The 21,723-nt window shown below is 45.3% G+C and carries 18 protein-coding genes; 10 read left to right on the forward strand and 8 right to left on the reverse strand.

All coding sequences use genetic code 11. The annotated features are described in order from the left end of the window. The first annotated feature begins 1 nt into the window (after window position 1). The 3 genes from R8O10_RS21545 to R8O10_RS21555 are packed head-to-tail and all read left to right on the forward strand — an operon-like array spanning window position 2 to window position 3,783. Window positions 2–985 carry an ABC transporter ATP-binding protein gene (locus tag R8O10_RS21545; protein WP_017820901.1) on the forward strand — a complete coding sequence of 328 codons (984 nt, stop codon included), beginning with the start codon at window positions 2–4 and terminating at the stop codon, window positions 983–985. Between the two features lie 9 nt (window positions 986–994). Next, window positions 995–1,987 carry an oligopeptide/dipeptide ABC transporter ATP-binding protein gene (locus R8O10_RS21550; RefSeq protein ID WP_318191715.1) on the forward strand — a complete coding sequence of 331 codons (993 nt, stop codon included), beginning with the start codon at window positions 995–997 and terminating at the stop codon, window positions 1,985–1,987. Continuing rightward, entirely contained in the window at window positions 1,987–3,783 is a 1,797-nt protein-coding gene (locus R8O10_RS21555; protein ID WP_017820900.1) for an aminopeptidase P family protein, read from the forward strand. Before R8O10_RS21550 ends, R8O10_RS21555 begins: the two co-directional genes overlap by 1 nt. Before the next feature lie 161 nt (window positions 3,784–3,944). Here the strand turns inward: R8O10_RS21555 and R8O10_RS21560 are convergent, their stop codons facing one another. Next, window positions 3,945–6,389 carry a collagenase gene (locus R8O10_RS21560; RefSeq protein WP_318191716.1) on the reverse strand — a complete coding sequence of 815 codons (2,445 nt, stop codon included), beginning with the start codon at window positions 6,387–6,389 and terminating at the stop codon, window positions 3,945–3,947. 302 nt (window positions 6,390–6,691) lie between these two features. Here R8O10_RS21560 and R8O10_RS21565 point away from each other — a divergent pair, with 302 nt between their 5' ends. Then, the gene (locus R8O10_RS21565; protein ID WP_318191717.1) at window positions 6,692–7,126 is read left to right on the forward strand and encodes a hypothetical protein; all 435 of its coding nucleotides are present in this window, start codon (window positions 6,692–6,694) and stop codon (window positions 7,124–7,126) included. A 120-nt stretch (window positions 7,127–7,246) separates the two neighbouring features. On the opposite strand, the gene R8O10_RS21570 is transcribed toward R8O10_RS21565, so the two are convergent. From R8O10_RS21570 to R8O10_RS21600, 7 genes are all read right to left on the reverse strand, one after another. Beyond that, complete coding sequence (locus tag R8O10_RS21570) at window positions 7,247–8,095, reverse strand: ABC transporter permease (protein WP_006741629.1); 849 nt, start codon at window positions 8,093–8,095, stop codon at window positions 7,247–7,249. A 2-nt stretch (window positions 8,096–8,097) separates the two neighbouring features. Then, window positions 8,098–9,378 (reverse strand): ABC transporter permease, encoded by a 1,281-nt coding sequence (locus tag R8O10_RS21575; protein WP_191116081.1) that lies wholly within the window; start codon window positions 9,376–9,378, stop codon window positions 8,098–8,100. Then, the gene (locus R8O10_RS21580; RefSeq protein ID WP_005377849.1) at window positions 9,375–10,496 is read right to left on the reverse strand and encodes an ABC transporter ATP-binding protein; all 1,122 of its coding nucleotides are present in this window, start codon (window positions 10,494–10,496) and stop codon (window positions 9,375–9,377) included. The genes R8O10_RS21575 and R8O10_RS21580 overlap by 4 nt, the downstream gene beginning before the upstream one ends. A 73-nt stretch (window positions 10,497–10,569) precedes the next feature. Then, window positions 10,570–11,484, reverse strand: coding sequence for a dihydrodipicolinate synthase family protein (locus R8O10_RS21585; protein WP_005377851.1), 915 nt, complete (start codon window positions 11,482–11,484; stop codon window positions 10,570–10,572). Window positions 11,485–11,540: 56 nt separating this feature from the next. Continuing rightward, a complete protein-coding gene (locus R8O10_RS21590; RefSeq protein ID WP_213915734.1) occupies window positions 11,541–12,515 on the reverse strand; it encodes an ornithine cyclodeaminase family protein in 975 nt (324 codons plus the stop codon). An 87-nt stretch (window positions 12,516–12,602) separates the two neighbouring features. After that, entirely contained in the window at window positions 12,603–13,676 is a 1,074-nt protein-coding gene (locus R8O10_RS21595; RefSeq protein ID WP_017633955.1) for a polyamine ABC transporter substrate-binding protein, read from the reverse strand. Window positions 13,677–13,800: 124 nt separating this feature from the next. Continuing rightward, on the reverse strand, window positions 13,801–15,057 hold the full coding sequence (locus R8O10_RS21600; protein WP_318191718.1) for an FAD-dependent oxidoreductase: 1,257 nt from the start codon (window positions 15,055–15,057) through the stop codon (window positions 13,801–13,803). Window positions 15,058–15,166: 109 nt separating this feature from the next. Here R8O10_RS21600 and R8O10_RS21605 point away from each other — a divergent pair, with 109 nt between their 5' ends. From R8O10_RS21605 to R8O10_RS21630, 6 genes are all read left to right on the forward strand, one after another. Continuing rightward, complete coding sequence (locus tag R8O10_RS21605; RefSeq protein WP_005389764.1) at window positions 15,167–16,168, forward strand: 4-hydroxyproline epimerase; 1,002 nt, start codon at window positions 15,167–15,169, stop codon at window positions 16,166–16,168. Between the two features lie 21 nt (window positions 16,169–16,189). Beyond that, window positions 16,190–17,722 carry an aldehyde dehydrogenase (NADP(+)) gene (locus R8O10_RS21610; RefSeq protein ID WP_318191724.1) on the forward strand — a complete coding sequence of 511 codons (1,533 nt, stop codon included), beginning with the start codon at window positions 16,190–16,192 and terminating at the stop codon, window positions 17,720–17,722. Window positions 17,723–17,874: 152 nt separating this feature from the next. Then, on the forward strand, window positions 17,875–18,549 hold the full coding sequence (locus R8O10_RS21615; protein WP_139060186.1) for a GntR family transcriptional regulator: 675 nt from the start codon (window positions 17,875–17,877) through the stop codon (window positions 18,547–18,549). Between the two features lie 30 nt (window positions 18,550–18,579). After that, on the forward strand, window positions 18,580–19,344 hold the full coding sequence (locus R8O10_RS21620) for a hypothetical protein (RefSeq protein WP_005377865.1): 765 nt from the start codon (window positions 18,580–18,582) through the stop codon (window positions 19,342–19,344). Between the two features lie 364 nt (window positions 19,345–19,708). Further along, window positions 19,709–21,304, forward strand: a complete 1,596-nt coding sequence (locus R8O10_RS21625; protein WP_053303156.1) for a S41 family peptidase — start codon at window positions 19,709–19,711, stop codon at window positions 21,302–21,304. Window positions 21,305–21,374: 70 nt separating this feature from the next. Beyond that, entirely contained in the window at window positions 21,375–21,695 is a 321-nt protein-coding gene (locus R8O10_RS21630) for a hypothetical protein (protein WP_005397755.1), read from the forward strand. Window positions 21,696–21,723: the final 28 nt, after the last annotated feature.

Here is a 21,723-nt window from a genome sequence, read left to right on the forward strand (position 1 = left end):
CATGCTATCTATTGAAAACATGAACGTGCGCTTCGATACGCCAGATGGGCAAGTGCAAGCGGTCAGTAATCTCTCCTACTCGATTAAAGCGGGCGAAACTCTTGGGATTGTTGGGGAATCAGGTTCGGGAAAAAGCCAGTCTGTTTTCGCATTAATGGGGTTAACCGCGGATAACGGCGCCGTGTCTGGAAGCGCAATGTTCCACGGTGATGATTTACTCGCGATGTCTAAAAAGCAGCTCAACCGCATCCGTGCAGAGAAAATCGGAATGATCTTTCAAGATCCGATGACGTCACTCAACCCATTTATGAAAATTGGCAAACAGCTTTGTGAAGTTCTCATGATTCATAAAGGAATGACCCGAAAACAAGCAAAAATTGAATCGATTCACATGTTGGATGCGGTGCGTATTCCCTCTCCCGAAACTAGGATGAATCAATACCCTCACGAATTATCTGGCGGAATGCGTCAGCGAATCATGATAGCGATGGCCTTGTTGTGTAAGCCCGAGTTGTTAATTGCAGACGAACCAACCACCGCGTTAGATGTAACCGTTCAAGCTCAAATTTTGACGCTATTACGAGACTTACAACAAGAGTTCAATACGGCTATTTTACTGATCACTCACGATATGGGCGTCGTCGCCGAGATGTGTGATCGCGTATTGGTCATGTATGGTGGTCAAAAAATGGAGCAATCAGATACCGAGACATTGTTCGCTCAACCTGCGCACCCCTACACTCAAGGCCTGCTAAAGGCGATTCCTTCCATCACTGAAGATATGCCGCGTTTACCAACCATCCCAGGTAACCCACCAAGTGCGTTGATTAACCATCAAGGGTGTCCGTTTAAAGAGCGGTGCGAGCATCGAGAGACGCGTTGCCAATACGAAACCCCACGGTTTTCTCCATTAAACACGAGCCAGTCCATTGCCTGTCACGTTAAAGCACCCAGTGTTATCACTCCCATTCAAATAAAAGCTTAAGGAGGCGTTATGAATAAAAAAGAAGTCCTCATGTCTGCTCGTGATTTAAACGTCCACTTTCCTGTTTCACGTCATCTTATTCCAAGTCGACGTAAAATCGTGAAAGCGGTCAATGGTATCGACTTAGATGTTTACCGAGGTGAGACACTTGGCATTGTGGGGGAATCAGGCTGCGGAAAATCAACACTTGCTCGCGCCTTACTTCGCTTAATTGAACCTACACATGGCGAGTTGACTTGGAAAGGTCAAGACATGCTCGGGTTTAGTAAAAAAGAGCTTTCCTCTCGACGCAGAGAATTTCAGATGGTGTTTCAAGACCCATCCGCTTGTTTGAATCCGAGGTTAACCATCTCAGAATGCATCGCCGAACCACTGCTCACCCACGAGCCAAAGCTTAAACGGGCAAAGGTAGAAAAGCGTGTCATCGCTATGATGGATAAAGTGGGTCTCTTGGCGAGCCAGCGAAACCGCTATCCACATGAATTTTCCGGAGGTCAATGCCAGCGTGTGGGCATTGCCAGAGCATTAATTCTCAATCCAGATTTGGTCGTGTGTGATGAACCCGTTAGTGCACTAGATGTCTCCATACAAGCTCAGGTCATCAATCTTCTAGATGATCTTAAACAAGAAATGGGGTTAACACTGGTGATGATTGCGCATGACTTAAGCGTGGTGCGCCATATCAGCGACCGCGTTATGGTGATGTATCTTGGTAAACCTATGGAAGTAGGACGTTACGATCAAGTATTTGATGATGCTCAACACCCCTACACCAAAGCACTGTTATCTGCTGTCCCGATAGCTAATCCGCAATTAGCACGTGACCGTGAAATACAACTATTGCCCGGCGATCTTCCTTCTCCACTTAACCCACCGAGCGGTTGCGTTTTTCGTACTCGATGCCCAGAAGCAACAGAAGTATGCGGGCAACAGAACCCAATAAAAACAGGCTCGGAGCAGCATCATATCTATTGCTCAAATATGACTTTAGGAACCATTTAATGAACAATACTAACTCAGTAAACCAACGCCTTACGTTATTGCGTGAGGCAATGTCCTTTCACAACGTGTCTGCATATATCGTGACCAACAATGACCCACATAACAGTGAATACTCAGCGGATCATTGGTTAGCGCGAAGCTGGATTTCAGGTTTTACCGGCTCAGCAGGCGATGTCGTCATTACCCAACAAGGTGGTGGCCTGTGGACTGATGGTCGTTACTATATTCAAGCTGAAGAACAGTTACACGGCACAGGACTTGAACTGTTTAAAGCCAAACAACCAGAAACGCCGACAGTTGCCAAATGGCTGGCTACCACGCTACCAGAAAACAGTATTATCGCGGTTGACGGGCGCGCCATCAGTTACGCTTTTTATCAAGGCCTCAAACAAACCTTTGAAGCGAAAAACATTAAGATCATTGTCGACCTGGATTTACTCACACCGATTTGGCTTGAAAGACCACCTCGCCCAAGTGCACCCGTATTCGAGCACCCCACCGCTTTTGCTGGCGTTGACACTGAAAATAAGTTAGCGAGAATCCGTTCTTGGTTAACCGAGAACCAAGTAGATAGCTTATTAGTGTCAACGCTAGATGATGTCATGTGGACAATGAATATTCGAGGTGGTGATACGAATTACTGCCCAGTTTCTGAAGCCTATCTAGTCGTAGAGCAATCACTTGCGACACTGTTTATTGATAAAGCCAAACTGCCTCAAGACGTTGAAAGAGCGCTGACCGAGCAGAGTGTACACATTCGCCATTACAACTACGTAAGTCAGTATTTGAATCAGCAATGTGAGGGATTATCGCTCGCTTTTAACCCGACCCACACAGACAGCTTATTGGTGAGTTCGATTGAAGGGAATGTGAATCTAAAGCCAATGGCTTGCCCTGTAACGGCAATGAAGGCCATAAAAAATGCGACCGAGCTAACTAGCCTAGAACAGGCATTAACAGATGATGGTGTGGCAATCGTAAGGTTTATGAACTGGCTCGAAGAGCAAGTTCCAAGCGGACTCGTTACAGAATTGTCTGCTGAGGCACAACTGAATCACTATCGCCGTCAAACCCGACATTATGTGAGTGACAGTTTCCGCACTATCGCAGGCTTCGCAGCTCACGGGGCAAAAATGCATTATGCCGCCGATGAAGAAAGCAATGCGGCAGTCAATGAAAGCAACTTCTTTCTCGTCGATTCTGGTGGCCAATACCTTGGCGGGACAACAGACATCACCCGTACTTTCCACTTCGGGTCACCGACCATTAAGCAGCGCAAAGATTATACCTTGGTGCTCAAAGCGGTCATCCGACTGACTCAGACTCGATTCATGAAAGGCTCTACGGGTGCCAATCTTGATATCATGGCGCGTGGCGTCTTATGGCAACATGGTATTGATTACAAGTGCGGCACTGGACACGGCGTGGGCATTTGCTTGAATGTTCACGAAGGCCCACAAAATTTCTCGCAAAGCCACCATGAGGTTGAGCTAAAACCGGGTATGGTCATTACTAATGAACCAGGCGTTTATCGCGAAGGTGAGTACGGGGTAAGAATAGAGAACATTCTTAAAGTTGTAGAAGTAGAACAAAATGAGTTCGGCACGTTTTACGGTTTTGAGACCATCACTCTTGCTCCAATTGCGACCAACGCCCTTGATTTATCAATGCTAGATCAAGCAGAGCTAGACTGGCTCAATCATTACCATTCACGAGTCTATCAAGCACTTAGCCCTTTTCTTGATACGCAAGATAAAAACTGGCTTCAACGCACAACCCAACTTATTGAGAAATAGGATATCAGCAAGCTTTATAACGTTTTCATTTTCATCTCAAACTCCTTGTTTGCCAGCCTTCGGGCTGGTTTTTTTTATAGAGATAACGGCGTGAAAAACAAAAACGCCCCGCAATGTTAGCGAGGCGATCAATTAAATTAAAATGATGCAGTTAAAATGCCCTACTGACGACACTTCTGAGCATCAAAATCAACGACGATGGCGGCATTCTCAAAGTCACCAGAGACTTTAACGTAGCCCCAGTAGTTACTCTGATTTGACAACGTAATACACTCTCCATTACCAATATTATCTGACCACCCGTGAAGATTAGCACCATCCGGCCAACCAGAGTTACTGTATTCAAGCTTTAGGTTGCCCATACCGTTCCCCGTCGTTATCGCCAGATTTGAGCTCTCATTCACCGCTGGCACGCTCAGCCAAATGGTTTGTTGATTTGCCAAGCAAACAGGCTCTCCTGCTGTTAGGCGCCCACCGCTTACTTTACTTTGCACCGCGCAGTCTTGTGGCAATGTGTCATTACCGCCCAACGTTGAGATAACAACACTATGAGTGGCGGTTGCCGTCAAGCCTTCACTGTCTGTCACACTTAGACTGACCGAATACTCCCCTTCACTCCCATATTGGTGCGTCGGCTTGGTTTGTGTACTTGTCGAGCCATCACTGAAGTCCCATAAGACGCTGACGATCTTCCCGTTTGGGTCTGTACTGTTTTCACTGCTAAATGTAATGCTTTCACCGACTTTCCCCTTGTTGTTTGCGGTTATGACTGCATTAGGTGCACCATTTGAGACAAGGGCTTGCTGCCACTGCTCAAACTCACTTTGATATAAATTCGCCCATTGGGTGATCGTTGCTTTGTAATTGCTCCAATTCCCTTGGCGTGTTTCCACCAGCATTTGGTTTACGTCATCTTTATGATTTTCAAACATAAAACGTACAGCTAAGTACCCCCAACGATAAATTCGATCGACATCAAACCCATCATAAGTAGTCTCGAAAATCTCACTTAAGGTATATGTCGAGCCGTCTAAAATCGTCTCAAGTGCTGCTTGGTTGTCATTTTCTTGAGCGACATACTCTGCAATGCCTTCACTCCACCACACTATTTTTTCAGTTGGATGACTAAACCCTCCATAGAGATCAAATCGACCATCTAAGTAATGCACGTATTCGTGCTCTAAGTTCCAGACAAAGTGATCCGCGTTCGCATAAGAGGCTTCATAAGCAATAAAGTTGGGAATATTCCCCGGCTGGGAAGGGTCGCCCTCCAAGTACATACCGCCATTGTCAGTACTAATATCGAAAATTGGCCCTGCGTACTTACCATAATCAGTGCTTGAATCGAAGATATTGACTTGGAGCTGAGTGTTGTGGTCATCTTTTACTGGTTGTTCACCCGTTTCTAAAGACTGATGAAAGTAACCCTCTTCGTAGCCCATTTTAGAACATGCGGCCGCGTGTTGCTCTTGCGTCATATTCTGAGACAAAATTCGGATTGTCGGGCTACAAGTATAAGTTTGCGATAGCACCAAGCCTTTTAGCTCAGTTTCGAAATTACAAATTCCGAACTCACTACAATCTGCGTAATATGAGGCGGTGTCCGCCGCCGCAAGCCAAACCGCGTCACCCCGACCATACATTTCATACTGTTCAAAGATTCGACTTAGCTGACTCTTCACCACAGAACTCGCGTTACCCGCATACTTGGTCAAACGCCCGAGCTCTCGCCCCGCATTCGCGGCCATAAACTCATCTTCAGCACCGATTGATGACGCCCTTAGAGCGAAATCGCCTAAAGCTTTGGCAAGGTCCGTTTGGTTGCCAATTATTTGCACAAATTGCTCGTTCCACTGCCCACCAAACAAAATAGTGAAAACACCATTAACCGCATTGCGCATATACCAGTGCTGGGCGTATTGATCATTCCAACGTGTAAGCCACTGGGTCACTTGCGGTAAGTACGCGTGCTGCAAGCCCGCACTATCCATAGTGATGATGACTTCACTAAGCACTTTGCCGTGACGGTCGCTGTTCTCGTAGAAATTTGCGTTGTTAACAAACGCATCCACTGATTCTTTCACCGCTGGGGTGACCCATTCAATAAATGAGATGTTGTCATTGTAAAACTCGGCGTAATAACCTGCGCGTAAGTATAAGAACAACGTTTCTAGTTCATCGCTCCCGCCACCTGTATACCCCTTCGCCAATGTCGTAGTACGCTTCGCAATGTTGTACATATGATCGGAGCTAAATACCGACTCTTGAATCCGACTTTCAGCAGAGAATAGCTGGTTCACACACGTCGCGCCCTGACTTAAAATTTCGCCGATCAATTGGTTACTGCTTTCGGTAACCAATGCTTCCAAATCACAAGCAGTGCTCGACTCATCAAGGCTTTCAAGTGACTGTACTCGAGTTGCCTTGGAGGGCTGAATAGGGAGAGTTGCGGTTGGTTGGTATTCAACTCGATTGGATTCAACACCGTGTGTATGAGCCGAATGTGCATGTTGCTCTGTAACTTGAGAAACTGGCTCGCTTAACGCAAATACGCCAGTACTGGTTAATGTTGTCGCAATCGCGACACTCAAAATCTTCAGTTCCATCTAATTTCTTCTATATTGAGTTTTCCTTAAATGCATTACGTCTTTTGCATCGCCACTGCCCTTATTACTGCAAGAGCATCTCCATATAATCTACTCGCAAGACAAGATGAAACATTTTGTTAACAACTGAACGTGGCGGTGTCAGTTTTTGGTACTCGAGTTGCCGTTGCACGAGCTTGCCAGAAATCGATTTGCTTTAGTAATATTGATCAACTAGTTGTTTATCTTTCCATTCAAATATCTTTTATTGCTCCTCACAAAAGCGATAAAATGGTTTCTTTTCTTTTTGCTAAACAACTCCTATGACCGACGCTGATATTGAGCTACAACATCTTTGGTTAGAAGTCCAAGCCGAACGCTGGCAAAACCTGCCACGCTTTTTATTCAGTTACTACTGCTGCAAGCACAACCTTGTCAGTAAAACCAACAAAGTTTGTTGGGAGACGGCACGTGCAAGACTGCGCGCTTCAACCTCAATAAAAGAGCGAAAAAAGGCGGTGGTTGAACCGTTAGTCTCTGAGGAAACCGTCGTTGGGTTATTGAAATCCATCAGCAAAGATGGGGAAATGACGTTTAACGTGATGGTAACCACACTTAATGCGTTTTTGCACTATGTTGTGATTAGCAAGGAAGAGAAAGCCCGACTTAAACCAAACATGCCAGCTAGTTGGTATCAGCGATCAAACAAGTCGCCTTTGGCACGTTTCGAGCAGGCTGGCATTAATCTACAGGAGTGACATGTCAGTCATCGCTGATGATAAACACAAAAGACAAGCGCCTACAATGAGGCGCATTTGGTCAAAAATTGAGGAGCACCTAAACAAAAGTGCGTAGCGAGCAACAAAGAAAAAGTTTGGTTATTCTTGAATGCCTCGAATGCGTACATTACGCCTACGTAGAACTTCTAAAGTCACGAGCAAACACACCGACATAAAAATCAGCAACGTAGCGACCGCCAATATAGTCGGACTGATTTGCTCTCGAATTCCTGACCACATCTGCCTAGGAACGGTTTTTTGTTCTGCCCCAGTCAGGAATAACGCCACCACAACCTCGTCGAACGAAGTGCCAAAAGCAAACAAGCCGCCAGAAATCATCCCCGGACGAATCAGAGGAAAGGTAATGTGTCTGAAAGTATAAACAGGGTTTGCTCCTAAGCTAGCCGCCGCTTTTACCAAGCTATGGTCAAAGCCGCTTAACGTCGCAGTAACGGTAATGACGACAAAAGGCGTACCTAACGCAGCGTGTGCCAAAATGACGCCTAAATAAGTTTGTGATAAGCCAAGGCGTGTGTAGAAAAAGTACATCGCAGCAGCAGAGATAATGACTGGTACGATCATGGGCGAGATCAACAGCGCCATAATCGTATTGCGAAAAGGCAAGTTACTACTTGCTAAACCCAACGCCGCCAGAGTTCCTAGCCCTGTTGCAACGAGTGTCGCCATAAAAGCAATAAACGTGCTGTTTTTCAGCGCCAACAGCCACTGATCACTAGTAAACATTTCTTGATACCAGCGAGTAGAATACGCTGCCGAGTCAAGGTTTAACATCCCCTCGGTAAAAGTAAAGTAAGGCGTTGCATTAAACGATAACGGGATGATGGTCAGAATTGGAGCGATTAAAAAGAACAGCACCACCCCACAAAAAGCTAAGTAACCTGCGTAAGCAACTCGCTCTACTTTTGATGCATAGTTTGGTAATGCCATGGTTATCCCCCTACCTTAAGGTTGTTAATGCCAACCACACGGTTGAACATATAAAACAGAACCAGTACAACGAACAAAAGCAGTCCACCCAATGCGCCAGCCATCCCCCAGTTCAGTGATGTCTGCATATGATAGGCAATCATATTGGAGATCATCTGTCCGCTTCTTCCACCAACCAAAGCGGGCGTAATGTAGAAACCAATAGAAAGAATGAAAGTGAGCAAGGCCCCCGCACCTATCCCAGGTAACGTAAGCGGCATATAAATTTTCATGAACGCAATGAAAGGCGTCGCGCCTAGAGAACGAGCGGCACGGAAATAAGTTGGGCTAATTCCTTTCATTACACTATACAGAGGCAGGATCATAAACGGCAACAGAATGTGAACCATAGACACCACCGTTCCGAAGGTATTGTGAATCATCTGAATTCGCTCAGAAGTAAAACCCGACCAAATAAGGAGATCATTAATGACCCCTTGGTTTTGCAGCAGAACAATCCAAGACGTGGTTCTGACTAATAATGATGTCCAAAATGGCAGCAGCACAATAATTAAAAGTAAGTTCGCGCGCTTATCAGGTAAATTGGCAAGCAGGTAAGCAACGGGGTACGCCATCACCAAACAAATTAAGGTGATTGAGATAGACATCCAAAAAGTTTTAAAGAAAAGGTCGACGTATATTTGGCGTTTTTCTGGTTGGGGCTCAATGTCTCCAAACTCATTCACTTGCAAGTCTAGCGCTGCAAGATAATGACTGAATGTTAATGCGCCACTAAGATTCTTAAACGCCGCCCAATATTTAGGATTAGCCCAACGCTTATCCAGCTTAGCTAGCTGTGTCACCGAGATCGGCAGCGACGTCAACCGAGACAACTTTCTGCCGGTTTTCATGAGTAAACTGCGCATACCAGACTCTTCAATATTCATCCGGTTGGCTATTTTCGGTAGCTCTTTGCTTTGATAAAGCGCAAGTACCTCAACAGAGAATGCCTCAATGACTTCTTGATGAGGCTGACCTTGATAATCCCAACTTTCTAAAGCTTGAATAGTTTGTGGGAGTGACTGGGATATTTCTCGGTTATCCACGCTTCGAAAAAGCATGTCGAGGATAGGAAAAGCAAACGTAAGCAGAATAAAACACACCAATGGCGTTGTGAGCATAATGGAGCGAAGCTTTTTTCGGCGCTCTGCCTTTTGCAGCTGCGCTTTCAGATTGGTTTCTTGCTCATGAACTTGGCGTTCGATTTCCAATACAGAATCTAATGCGGTTAGCTCTCGACTCATGCTGCTACCTCGCTACTTTGAGTTTGTGTCCCATCAAGAGCATGGCAATCGTCACTTTGCCAACCAATACGACAAATTGAGCCAGGCGTTAACTGCAAGTGTTTACGATTATCGTTAGGTACTTTAACGATGAAGTGACCAACGCTCTCTACTTCGACGACCAGACGATAATGATCACCGTGATAAATCAATTCTCGTAGGACGCCCGAGACTTGGTTCTCACAAGACGCTTTCTCTGGTTGAATAACAATCTTTTCTGGTCGAATGGAAAGTGTTGTTCTCTGCCCTTGCTCAGAGACTCTGACAGGTTTCGCAGTAAATAACTCTTTCCCAACGAGCACTTGGCAATACTTTCCGTTCCACTCTTTGACTAAACCTGAGAGTTGGTTGTTTTCTCCGATAAACTGCGCAACAAACGTATTACTCGGAGATTCATAAAGCTCGGTTGGTGTCGCGAGTTGTTGCACTTCGCCGTGATTAAAAACCGCAATACGGTCGGACATAGTGAGAGCTTCGTCTTGATCGTGCGTCACATACAAAATGGTAATGCCAAGCTTTTCATGCAAATGTTTAATTTCCATCTGCATTTGCTCACGCAGCTGCTTATCTAACGCGCCTAGTGGTTCATCCATCAACACGAGTTTAGGCTCAAACACTAATGCTCGCGCTAACGCAACACGCTGTTGTTGACCACCTGATAACTGCTTCGGGTATCGAGTCGCAACATGCTCAAGCTCGACCATTTCTAATACACTCTGAACTTTGCTTTGAATCGTGTCACTGTCGAGTTTTCGCACCTTTAAAGGAAACGCAAGATTCTCAGCAATGGTCATATGTGGAAACAACGCATAGTTTTGAAACACCATACCAATATCGCGCTTGTGCGGCGCGAGATGATTGACAGGAACGCCATCGATATAAATGTCTCCACCGGTCGCAGTTTCAAAGCCTGCTAGCATCATCAAGCAAGTGGTCTTGCCCGATCCTGACGGCCCCAACATAGTAACGAACTCTCCAGGAGTAATATCTAAGTTGAAGTCTTTCACCACCAAATTCGTGCCATCGTAGGTTTTCTTAACGTGTTGAAAGCTGACATAGTCCTTGTTTTCCGTGCTCATGACTTCCCTCTTCTCATTTTTTGAATATTACGAATGAGTAGAGCGTCAGTTAACGCTCTACTAAACAGCACAATTACAGATTGTATTTGGATAGGTCTAAGCGGGTTTCTAACGCATGTTCAACCATTTGAATGACTTGTTGACGCTCTTCACCTTGTAAGAGTTGGCGTGGCGCACGAACTTGTTCAGAGCCACGTCCGCAGACTTGCTCGGCCAATTTTATGCACTGAACCAGCGTAGGAATGGTGTCTAAACGCAGTAGGGGTAAGAACCAACGGTAGATCTCTAACGCTTCAGCATAACGACCTTGGCTTGCCAGTTTATAAATCGCAACGGACTCTTCTGGGAATGCGTTGGTTAAACCAGAAATCCAGCCGGTCGCACCTAGCATCAATGATTCAAGAGCGATGTCATCAACACCACTGAACACGGTAAAGCGGTCATCAAATTTATTGTAAAGCTCGGTGATACGACGAGTATCAGTGGTCGACTCTTTGATAGCTACAATACTTTCAAACTCAGCCAGTTTCGCCATGATATCGAGGTTTACATCGACACCATAAGCAACCGGGTTGTTGTAAATCATGATTGGCATTTCTGGCGTTGCTTCTGCTAGCGTGCGGTAATATTCGAACGTTTCGCTCTCAGACGTGCGGTAAACCATGGCAGGCATCACCATACAACCATCGATACCAATTTTGTACGCATCCTGCATGTAATCAACAGCTGCTGTGGTAATAGACTCTGCTGTACCAGCAATCAAAGGCACACGGCCATTTACGACTTCTTTTGCCGCTTGCAAAACCTGGCGTTTCTCCTCCGGGTACAACGCACAGTTCTCACCGACAGTACCCAAGCAGATAATGCCATTCACACCATCTTTAATTTGGTTATCTATAACAGTTTGCGTTGCGTCTAAGTCGATTGACTGATCTTGACGAAATTGCGTACTGACCGCCGGATAAACACCTTTCCAATCAATTTTCATGAACTACTTTCCTTATATGTATATTGTATGCAATTTAAATGAACGAGCAAAAATGCTCAGGCATGGGTATCTATGCCATTTTCTAACAACACCGCCTTTACAGCGGCCAAATCAGCCAAAGCACTGCCAACTGATTTGTATAAAGTAATGACCTCATCGTTTTGACGTCCTGAGATTTGTTGGGCGCAAAGCTGCGGTAATTCCCCTTTAATATCGTCTGACGTGAACACGCCCTCTTGAATTGGAATGAGAAGATCGCCCGCTTCGGCTAATACATTAATACGGCTATCAACATACACCTGTGCTCGTTGCACTGCTTCGGAGTCGCATTCACGCTTATCCAAGTCATGATTACCGACCAAATCAATATGGGTGCCCGGCTGCACGTCTGCGCCATTAAACACAGGCTCTGCTGATGCGGTAATACAGCTGATGATGTCAACGTGTTTGATAACGTGGTCCACATTTTCTACGACTGAAACACGGAACCGACGCTCATCAGGAAGCGACTGATACTCTGAAGATGACACAATGGCATCTACCGTCGCCTCGGCTTTATCTGAGTTACGCCCCCAAATATAAACCTGCTTAAGTGGGCGAACCGCAGCGTATGCCCACGCAAAATAAGGCGCAAGATTGCCCGTTCCGCAGATCAACAGACGATCAGCATCGGGACGCGCCAAATAGTCCGCTGCCAACGCAGAAGCTGCGGCGGTGCGCCAAAACGTTAAAACTTTACCGTCCACGAGTGCGAGCGGCTCACCATCGTTTCGTCTAAAAACAAGCAGCTTAGATGCAAGCGTATCTTTGCCTTGCTCAGGGTTATGCGGGAAATACGTAAAGGCTTTCACCGCAATCAACTCCTGGTTCCAAGCTGGAAGTAGCGCAAACGCCTCGTATTCTCCCTCTTCTAAGGGCATGACTCGGCGTTGAGGTATTGTCGCTGGCCGCGAGTACATTTCACGCATCGTTTCAATAAGAGACTTCATTGTTAAACATTGCGCGACTTGCTGTGCTTCGATGACTTTCATCATTTCTCCGAAAACATAAATACAGTTGAGGAAAAGTACGGAACCTCGCTTATGGATGAAAACTCGGCCCTATACACAAATTAACGCCTAGTTAAGCAGCCAAGTGTTGAACTCTTCATTGAGTTCATCTGCGTAGTCTGACCACCATTCATCGTTAATCAGGAAGGCGGTTTGGAAGTTTTGAGGTGCGGTAGGAAGGTTCGCTAAAATGTCTGGGTTCACCTCCGCCGAAGACGACTTACGCGTAGGCCCATAGGCAACGTACTTAGCTTGATCAGCTAATGGTTTTGTTCCTGAAGAAAAAGCAATGAAGTCCAATGCAAGCTTTGTGTTCTCACTCCCTTTAGGTATCGCCCATCCATTCATGTAACCCATTTGACGGTCCCATATAATCCGAAATGGTTGACCTTCATCCTTACGGGCATTGTGGATTCGGCCGTTAAACGCCGAGGCGATCACCACTTCTTTGTCTGCAAGCATTTGAGGTGGCTGGGCACCTGTTGTCCACCACAGCACTTCTGATTTGATCGTATCCAACTTAGCAAAAGCACGCTCACGCCCCGCTTCGGTTTCGAGCAGGCTGTAGACCTCTTCTGGCTTTACACCATCAGCCAATAGTGCCCACTCAAGATTGCCCTGAGGTTGTTTTTGCAATGCACGTCGACCTGGAAAAGTTTTTAGGTCAAAAAGATCGGTCAACTTGCTAGGCAAAGCCTTACCTTTAAACGCGTCTTCGTTCACCGCTAATACTGTGGACACAACGATGGTATTGATTGCGCATTCGTGAATCGCACCGTCAATGAAATCCTCTTGTGCTGGTGTTCCATCTGCGCCCGGAGGCAAAATACTTGGGCTCACTGGTTCTAGTAACCCTTCGGCGCAACCACGAACAATGTCCGGCTTGTCGAGAGAAACCAAATCCCAGCGCACATTGTTCGCTTCCACCTGCGCTTTAATTTCGGCTAATCCGCCACTGAAATCCTCGGATACGATCTCAACACCTGTTTTTTTAATGAAAGGCTTATGATATGCCTCCACTTGGCTCTTGGTGAATGCACCACCCCAAGATACGACCGTCAATTTGTCTTCAGCATAAGCAGAGGTCCCCAACAGCATTCCTGAAATCAACAGCGCCAATGGTGCTTTGGTCATTCGTGACATGTTTTACTCCTTTTGGTTGTTTTTCTGGAGGCATCCGAGTACGGCTGTTGGATACCAGTTTTTGTTAAAATTAAGTTAACATTAGCATTTAATATATTTTATACAATATTTAATATTAAATTTTTCAGGCAAATCGTTGTAGTGAAAAAAGTGAAAGATCAATCGATGTTGGCTTTCCTTCGATAAGCTCTAAAAGGAGATCTGCCGTAATCGCCGCTTGAGTTAATCCAAGGTGTTGGTGGCCAAATGTCAGTAATACATTTCCATCCCAAATGCTATCAATAACCGGTAACGAGTCGACTGTTGAAGGCCGATTCCCCATCCACTTTTCTCCTTGCTTGAGTGGATTTAACCCCGATTCAAACATCTCATCACCTAACTGAAAAAGCATTTCTGAACGTTTCATATTGGGTGGTGATTCTACATCGGCATACTCAACAGTGCCTGCCAAGCGTAGCCCACCAGACATCGGAGTCATGATGAATTTTCTATCGGCAGAGCTAATAGGAAATGGCAGTACATCACGCTTGTCATCCACCATTAGGTGATAACCACGCTCGGCTTGAATAGGCACTTTGACTCCGGTTAGTTCCCGTATCAAAGGCTTAGAATGTACACCAGCGGCAACAATGATTCGGTCAAATGAATGTGTTTGAGACTCAACCAGCACATCGCCATTTTTCGCCAACGCAGATACACCTTTTTGTAAAACCTTACCGCCAAGCTCTTCAAAGGCTTCACTTAGCTCAGCACAGAGCTGATAAGGGTCTAGCGTATGACCGGTTTCGGGAAAAAAGACTCCGATACGAACCTTATGGCTGAGATCAGGTATCCGCTCTCGAATCTCCTCTTGTGTCCAAACTTGATGCGTCACACCGTTTTTAGCCAGTGAGTTAAGCGTACTTTGATAATTCTGAAACAGTTTCTCGTTTTCAAAAGTGAGCAATGAACCATTCATTTTTATTAGATGCGCTTTTCCGATTGAATCAAGCATGCCACGCCAACTTGCCACTGACCGCTCGTTAAGACTCTTAATCGCGTTTTTTGCCCGCTCCGCGGCTGATGGCTTGGTTTGTAATAGAAAACGAATCATCCACCCGATTGTGTTTGGAATATCTTGCCAACGGATCGAAACCGGACTTTTCGGATCTAGCAGCATTTTAGGTAATTGTGGAAGCAGCGCTGGCGTTGCAAGAGGGAAGATTTGCTCAGTCGCGATATGGCCTGCATTTCCCTTAGAGCATCCATTCCCCACGCCATTGGGATCAAAAATCGTGACTTGATAACCTTGCTGCTGCAATTTCAAGCCAATTGATAAGCCAATAATCCCCGCACCTATCACAGCGATCCTTTCCTTTTTAGTTTCATCCTTGACCAACATAAATATGCTCCGAGTCACACTTGAAAACGTATATTGTATACAATATATTTTACATTACGTTAACATCACTATTGTTTAATTCAACCATTTTTTCAGCAAGGAGCGAAAAATGAGACAAGGAACTTTTTTCTGTATTGATGCCCACACCTGCGGCAACCCAGTTAGGCTGGTAGCAGGCGGTGTGCCTCCACTCGAAGGCAATACCATGAGCGAAAAGCGCCAATACTTTCTTGAGCATTATGATTGGATTCGTCAGGCACTCATGTTTGAGCCTCGCGGACACTCGATGATGTCGGGGTCCGTTGTCTTGCCTCCTTGCAGCGATAACGCAGACGCTTCAATTCTGTTTATTGAAACCAGTGGCTGCTTACCAATGTGTGGCCACGGCACCATTGGAACCGTCACTACCGCTATCGAGAATCGCCTTATCACTCCCAAAAAAGAAGGCCGTTTGATACTTGATGTCCCAGCAGGACAAATCGAAGTGCACTACCAAACAAAAGGTGACAAGGTCACGTCGGTGAAGATATTTAACGTACCAGCTTACCTTGCCCACCAAGACGTAACCGTGGACATAGAGGGCTTAGGTGAGCTCACTGTCGATGTTGCTTATGGCGGAAACTATTACGTAATCGTCGATCCTCAAGAAAACTACGCCGGACTTGAACACTACTCTCCAGATGAAATTTTGATGCTTTCACCAAAAGTTCGCGAAGCGGTATCTCGAGCGGTTGAGTGCGTACATCCAGAAGATCCAACAGTGTGCGGTGTTTCTCACGTGCTATGGACCGGAGAGCCCACTCAAGAAAACGCCACCGCTCGAAATGCTGTGTTTTACGGCGACAAAGCGTTGGATCGTTCGCCATGTGGTACGGGAACAAGTGCACGTATGGCGCAATGGCATGCAAGAGGCAAGCTCAATCAAGGGGAAGACTTTGTTCACGAAAGTATCATCGGCAGCCTATTTCAAGGACGTATAGAAGGCATTACCGAAGTGAATGGCAAAGCCGCTATTTTGCCAAGCATTGAAGGATGGGCACAAGTATACGGTCACAACACGATATGGGTAGACGATGAAGACCCATATGCGTACGGATTTGAAGTGAAGTAATAAGGATAGTAAGGAAGAATGATGAACCCACAAGAACCAACCACTTTTTACGCAGTCAACGCCTTTACTGGTGAGCCTCTACCTATAGCGTTTCCGGTACATGGAGAGCAAGAAGTTAATCAAGCCGCCTCAGCCGCCCAAAGCGTTGCGCGTGAGTTTCGCCAACTAAGCAATGCAAAGCGAGCGAGCTTACTTTGCTCTATCGCCTCTGAATTGGAAGTGAAGAGTGAAGAAATCGTTGCTCGTGCTCATTTAGAAACTGCCCTTCCCGAAGCACGTTTAAGCGGTGAAATAGGACGTACCGCGAGCCAATTAAGACTATTTGCCGAGGTTGTGAGATCGGGTAATCACCATCAAGCAATTTTCGATACGCCAAACCCAAACCGTCAACTACTGCCAAAACCAGATATTCGCCGTCAACAAATCGCAATTGGCCCTGTCGCCGTGTTTGGTGCGTCTAATTTTCCGCTCGCATTTTCTACGGCAGGTGGTGATACGGCTTCGGCACTGGCAGCTGGCTGTCCTGTGATTGTAAAAGGCCATACCGCCCACCCTGGCACCAGTCAACTTGTTGCCGAGTGTATTGAGGCTGCACTTGAGAAAGAGTGCTTACCGCAAGCCATCTTCACGCTATTGCAAGGCAACAAACGTGCACTTGGCCAAGCACTCGTTACCCATCCAAAAATTAAAGGGGTTGGGTTTACAGGCTCCGTCGGTGGTGGCCGCGCGCTGTTCAATCTAGCTCAGCAAAGACCAGAGCCAATCCCCTTCTATGGTGAACTAGGGGCGATTAACCCAACATTTATTCTCCCTTCAGCCATACGGGCAAACGCATCATTGGCTGAAGAATTTGTGGCTTCTATGACTTTGGGCTGTGGACAATTTTGTACAAAACCAGGCGTTGTATTTGTCTTGAATAGCCCAGAAACGCAAGCCTTTATCGAAATCGCTCAAGGGTTAATTCGACAGCAATCAACGGCCACTTTGCTAACGCAAGGTATCCGAGAAACGTATGAATCCGAAGTGGATAAGCGAGCTTCCGAAACAGGCATTAACGTCACTCGTTCTGAACAAGCAGAAGCGACCAATGTCTCACCAGCACTGTTCGTGACGGACAGTAAAAACTGGCGTGAAAACCCGCAATGGGAGGAAGAAATATTTGGTCCTCAATCGTTAATCGTAATCTGTGAAGATTTCGATGACATGTTGAAACTGAGTGATTCACTGACTGGATCGCTCACCGCAACCCTTCACGCTACCGCTGAAGACGAAGAACAAGCCAAGCAACTGCTTCCAAGTTTGGAAGAAATCGCCGGACGCCTTGTATTCAACGGTTGGCCAACTGGCGTCGAGGTTGGTTACGCTATGGTTCATGGTGGACCATATCCGGCTTCAACCAATTCTGCCTCAACATCTGTCGGTGCGGAGGCTATTCATCGTTGGTTGCGTCCGGTCGCTTATCAAGCTTTGCCAGAATCTTTATTGCCGGATTCATTAAAAGCGTCGAACCCACTGGGTATCCAACGCGCCATAGATGGCAGTGTGTCCCAATAAGATCAACAAATGGCTCAAAAAGGCATCAACTGATGCCTTTTATTTCACTCTACTTCTCAAAACCTTCTTTCCTAGTTGGTTTGTGCCAGAAAAACAATAAACTACTAAAGTAAAATGGATTGGATACAATATTAATTTCACGGGAGACTTCAATGTCACAGAAACCTGTTTTTAAAACGCGCACTCAGCTCGTTGAGGAAGCAATTCGAACTCAGATCTTGAAGGGCGAGTTAAAAACTGGTCAACCTTTACGTCAAGATGCGTTAGCAAAAGAGTTTAATGTTAGCCGAATTCCTGTGCGTGAAGCGTTAGTTCAATTGGAAGCACAAGGACTCGTTAGCTTTGAACCTCACAAAGGTGCGACGGTCACTGAGCTATCTCCAGAGAAAATCAATGAGCTATTTGAACTGCGCGCTGTCGTGGAATGCCACATTTTAGAGCGCGCGATTCAAAATATGACAGACGCTGACCTTGAACGCGCGCGCGAAGTTCGCGAACGTTTCGAGTCAGTAGTGAACAGTGGCGACGAAGTAGAAGAATGGAGCAACTACAACTACGAGTTCCACAAAGCCCTATATGCGCCAGCCAACATGCCTGAAACTATGGACGTCATTTACAACCTGAACACAAAGTGTGACCGATACATACGCATGCAGCTATTGTTTACTACAGGCATTAAAAAGGCAGAAGAAGAGCACTTAAGCTTGTTTGAAATGTGCCAAAATCGTGATATCGAAGGCGCCAAGTACCTGCTGAAAAAACACATTCTAGAAGCAGGCACAGCGATTCGAAACCTGCTGCTTGAAAGGCAAAATATCAGCCTGTAAACGGAATAACGAATAAGGTGATATTCAAGGATGAATGTTGGACCAAAATTTTTACTCGCAGCGCTACGACAAAAGATTAAAGAAGAAGGGCTTTGCTACAATTCCTTGTCAGAAAAAAGTGGCATCCCTTTATCTAGTATTAAACGCCACCTACATAATCCAGCTTTAGGTTTGGATAAAGTACTTATTTATCTGAACTACCTGAATACCGATCTCATCGAACTCGCAACCTTAGCCAACGAGCTTCAGCACCAAAACGAGCAAATGCTAACAGATGAAGAGAGCGCCCTTTTCGTTGAGCATCCTTATTTACTTGATTTTATTTATATGCTGACTTCTCGTGATATTAAACCGCAAGAGATAGCCCAAACTTACGGACTTTCTGATACAAGCTTACGATTCTATTTGCGTATCGCGGAAATTCTAGGATATGTCGAAAACTTCGGAGACGGCTTGTTTTACCGTTCTGGTCGTCGATTTATTATGGAAGAAGGTACGGCATTAGACACCTTATTCAAAGAGCGATTTCAACAAGATTCGCTTTCTCATGATATCAACCCAGGCGTATGTATAGGTCGCATTAGGCTCACCGAAGAGCAGAAAGTGCAAATAGAGGACGAGCTTTGTAATAAATTAGCGAAACTTAACGCAGTTAACACTTCCAACAATGAAGGTGAACTAACAAATATATTAATGCGCTGCACTCCCGGTGCTCAGATATTTTTCGCTGATGATTTACCTAACATTGACGGAAGCCTATTAAAGCACGTCGCTCAACTCACTAAATTAAGTTAAAGCATCAGACAAATAAATCAAACAAATCCCAGATAACATCATATACCCCTACCAAACTATTGATTCAAAGCGTTTCCTGAATCTAATTCTGATTTTTATTTAGCAAGCATCGCTTAGTCAACTAAGAACTTGTCTTAATTTCACACTTATTAATTGTCTTGTTAGATCTTTTGAAATAGACAGAAAACTTAAGTAATGACTAATTTAGCTTAAGGATAAAAGACAACTTTTTTACGTTATTTACCTCACACTATTTAACTATAAATTTGCAGACGAACAAATTAAATTAATACATTCACCTAGCTAATAAAAACAAAAGCAAAACACATAATTATAATTCTATTATTTATAAGGACATAGAAAAGTGAAATTTAAGTATTCTTTAGCAACGGCAGTCACTCTCGCATTATTACAAGGCTGTGGCGGTGGCGGCGGTGATAGCTCATCACCTACTCCGTCCACTAGCAGTGCAAACGGTCCAACATGGAAAGTTCATGATTTTAGCCAATCGTCGAAAACGTTTATCAACCAATGTGAAACGCCCCGCGTCGGACTGGACCCATATGACAACTATGCCGCCTATCCAGATAAATTGGGCTCTGCATTACACGAAAAACTCTTTTTAAGAGCTTTTACTAACGAAACGTATCTATGGTATGACGAGGTTCCTGATAATAATCCAGCAAACTACAAAACTGTTACTGATTACTTCAATACGCTGGTCACCTCTGCTACTACCGCGACGGGTAAACCAAAAGATCGCTTCCATTTTACCGTCCCTTATGAGGATGATATGAAATCATCGCAATCCGGTTTAGTTGCTGGATTTGGTTTTAACTGGGCATTCCTACGTGGCGTACAACCTCGAGACGTTCGTATTTCCTACACTGAAGAAGCCTCGCCAGCTGATAGAAGCGGCATTGCTCGTGGTGATAAGCTTCTGAAAATCAATAATATTGATGTGGTTAACACCGGTAGTCAGTCCGACATTGATTTTATCAACAAAACGCTCTTTAACCCTGACATCAATCAAGATTACACCTTCACATTTGAGAGTGTTGACGGTCTAGAGAAAACCGTGACGCTTACCGCCTCTGATGTCATGACCTCTCCAGTTAAAAATGCCAAAGTGATTACACACAATGGTATGCGGATCGGCTATCTGCAATACAACTCCTTTGAACCAAGCGCTCAAGCCCCGCTTATTGAGGCATTCAGTACGCTCTCAGCAGAGAATGTTGACGAGATCGTCGTTGATTTACGTTACAACGGCGGTGGTTTAGTCCTTCAGTCCTCGCAAGTAGGCTACATGCTAAGCGGTGCTGGTCAGAACCGAGTCTTCAGTGAGTTGATTCATAATGACAAAGTGATGCGTACCATTAAAGATGGGGATAACATCTATCGCTTTACGAATCTAGCAATAGACTGGGCAGCACAGAAATATTCGGATCAAGTGCTTCCGACACTGAACAAAAAGCGCGTATATGTGCTGACTTCAGGAGGCACGGCTTCCTCAAGTGAACTGTTAATCAACGCTTTGCGCGGCATTGATGTCGAGGTTATCCAAATAGGCTCAACAACCACAGGTAAACCGTACGGGTTCTCACCAGAACAAAACTGCGGCACTATGTACTACACTATTCAGTTCAAGTCGGCGAACGAGAAAAAATTTGGCGACTTCGCTGATGGTTTTATTCCTACTCCAAAGAGCCAAATCAATACCGAGCTAGGCTTAAACAACAGAGTGGAAGGTTGCTGGGTCAATGACGACCTAACAAAACCATTAGGCGATCCGTCTGAAGGTATGCTTTCTGCGGCGCTAAACTACATGGAAACAGGAACCTGTCCGCCAGTATCCCCTTCAAGTTTCAACGCCATGCCGCGTAACATTTCATCTCCGGAGTTAAGCGATCTTCGCTCTCCGCTACGAACAGAGGCAATTCATGTTGAGATCAACTAACTTTTTACGAATGCTGATTCGGGTTGCGCTTTTCTTAGGCACTTCGATTTCTTTGATTGGATGCCAAGCTATGTCACAAGAACCCGTTGAAGCATTGAGTAAAAAGAACTCTCCGGAAACAGTCATAGAGATTCAAAACGCGATCGCAGAAATCCAAGGGACACCAGCACCTAGAATCGCAAATAACGTATTTGAATCCTCACCGCATTTGTTGATTGAAAAAGGACGAGTAAAAGGTAACAACAATCAACTGCTGGATGGCAGCTATACGGATCTTCCAGACCAATATACGTTGCAGATAAGAGGTGAAACCTGTGGCTTGTACTATGCCAAAACAGATACTTTTGTCTCTCTCAGTTCACTAGATTGTGAGCCCATCATTAAGTTTTAGATCTCCCAAAATAGAAGCCCACTGATAT

This window comes from Vibrio sp. 1727, assembly GCF_033344415.1.
Taxonomy (GTDB): domain Bacteria; phylum Pseudomonadota; class Gammaproteobacteria; order Enterobacterales; family Vibrionaceae; genus Vibrio; species Vibrio alginolyticus.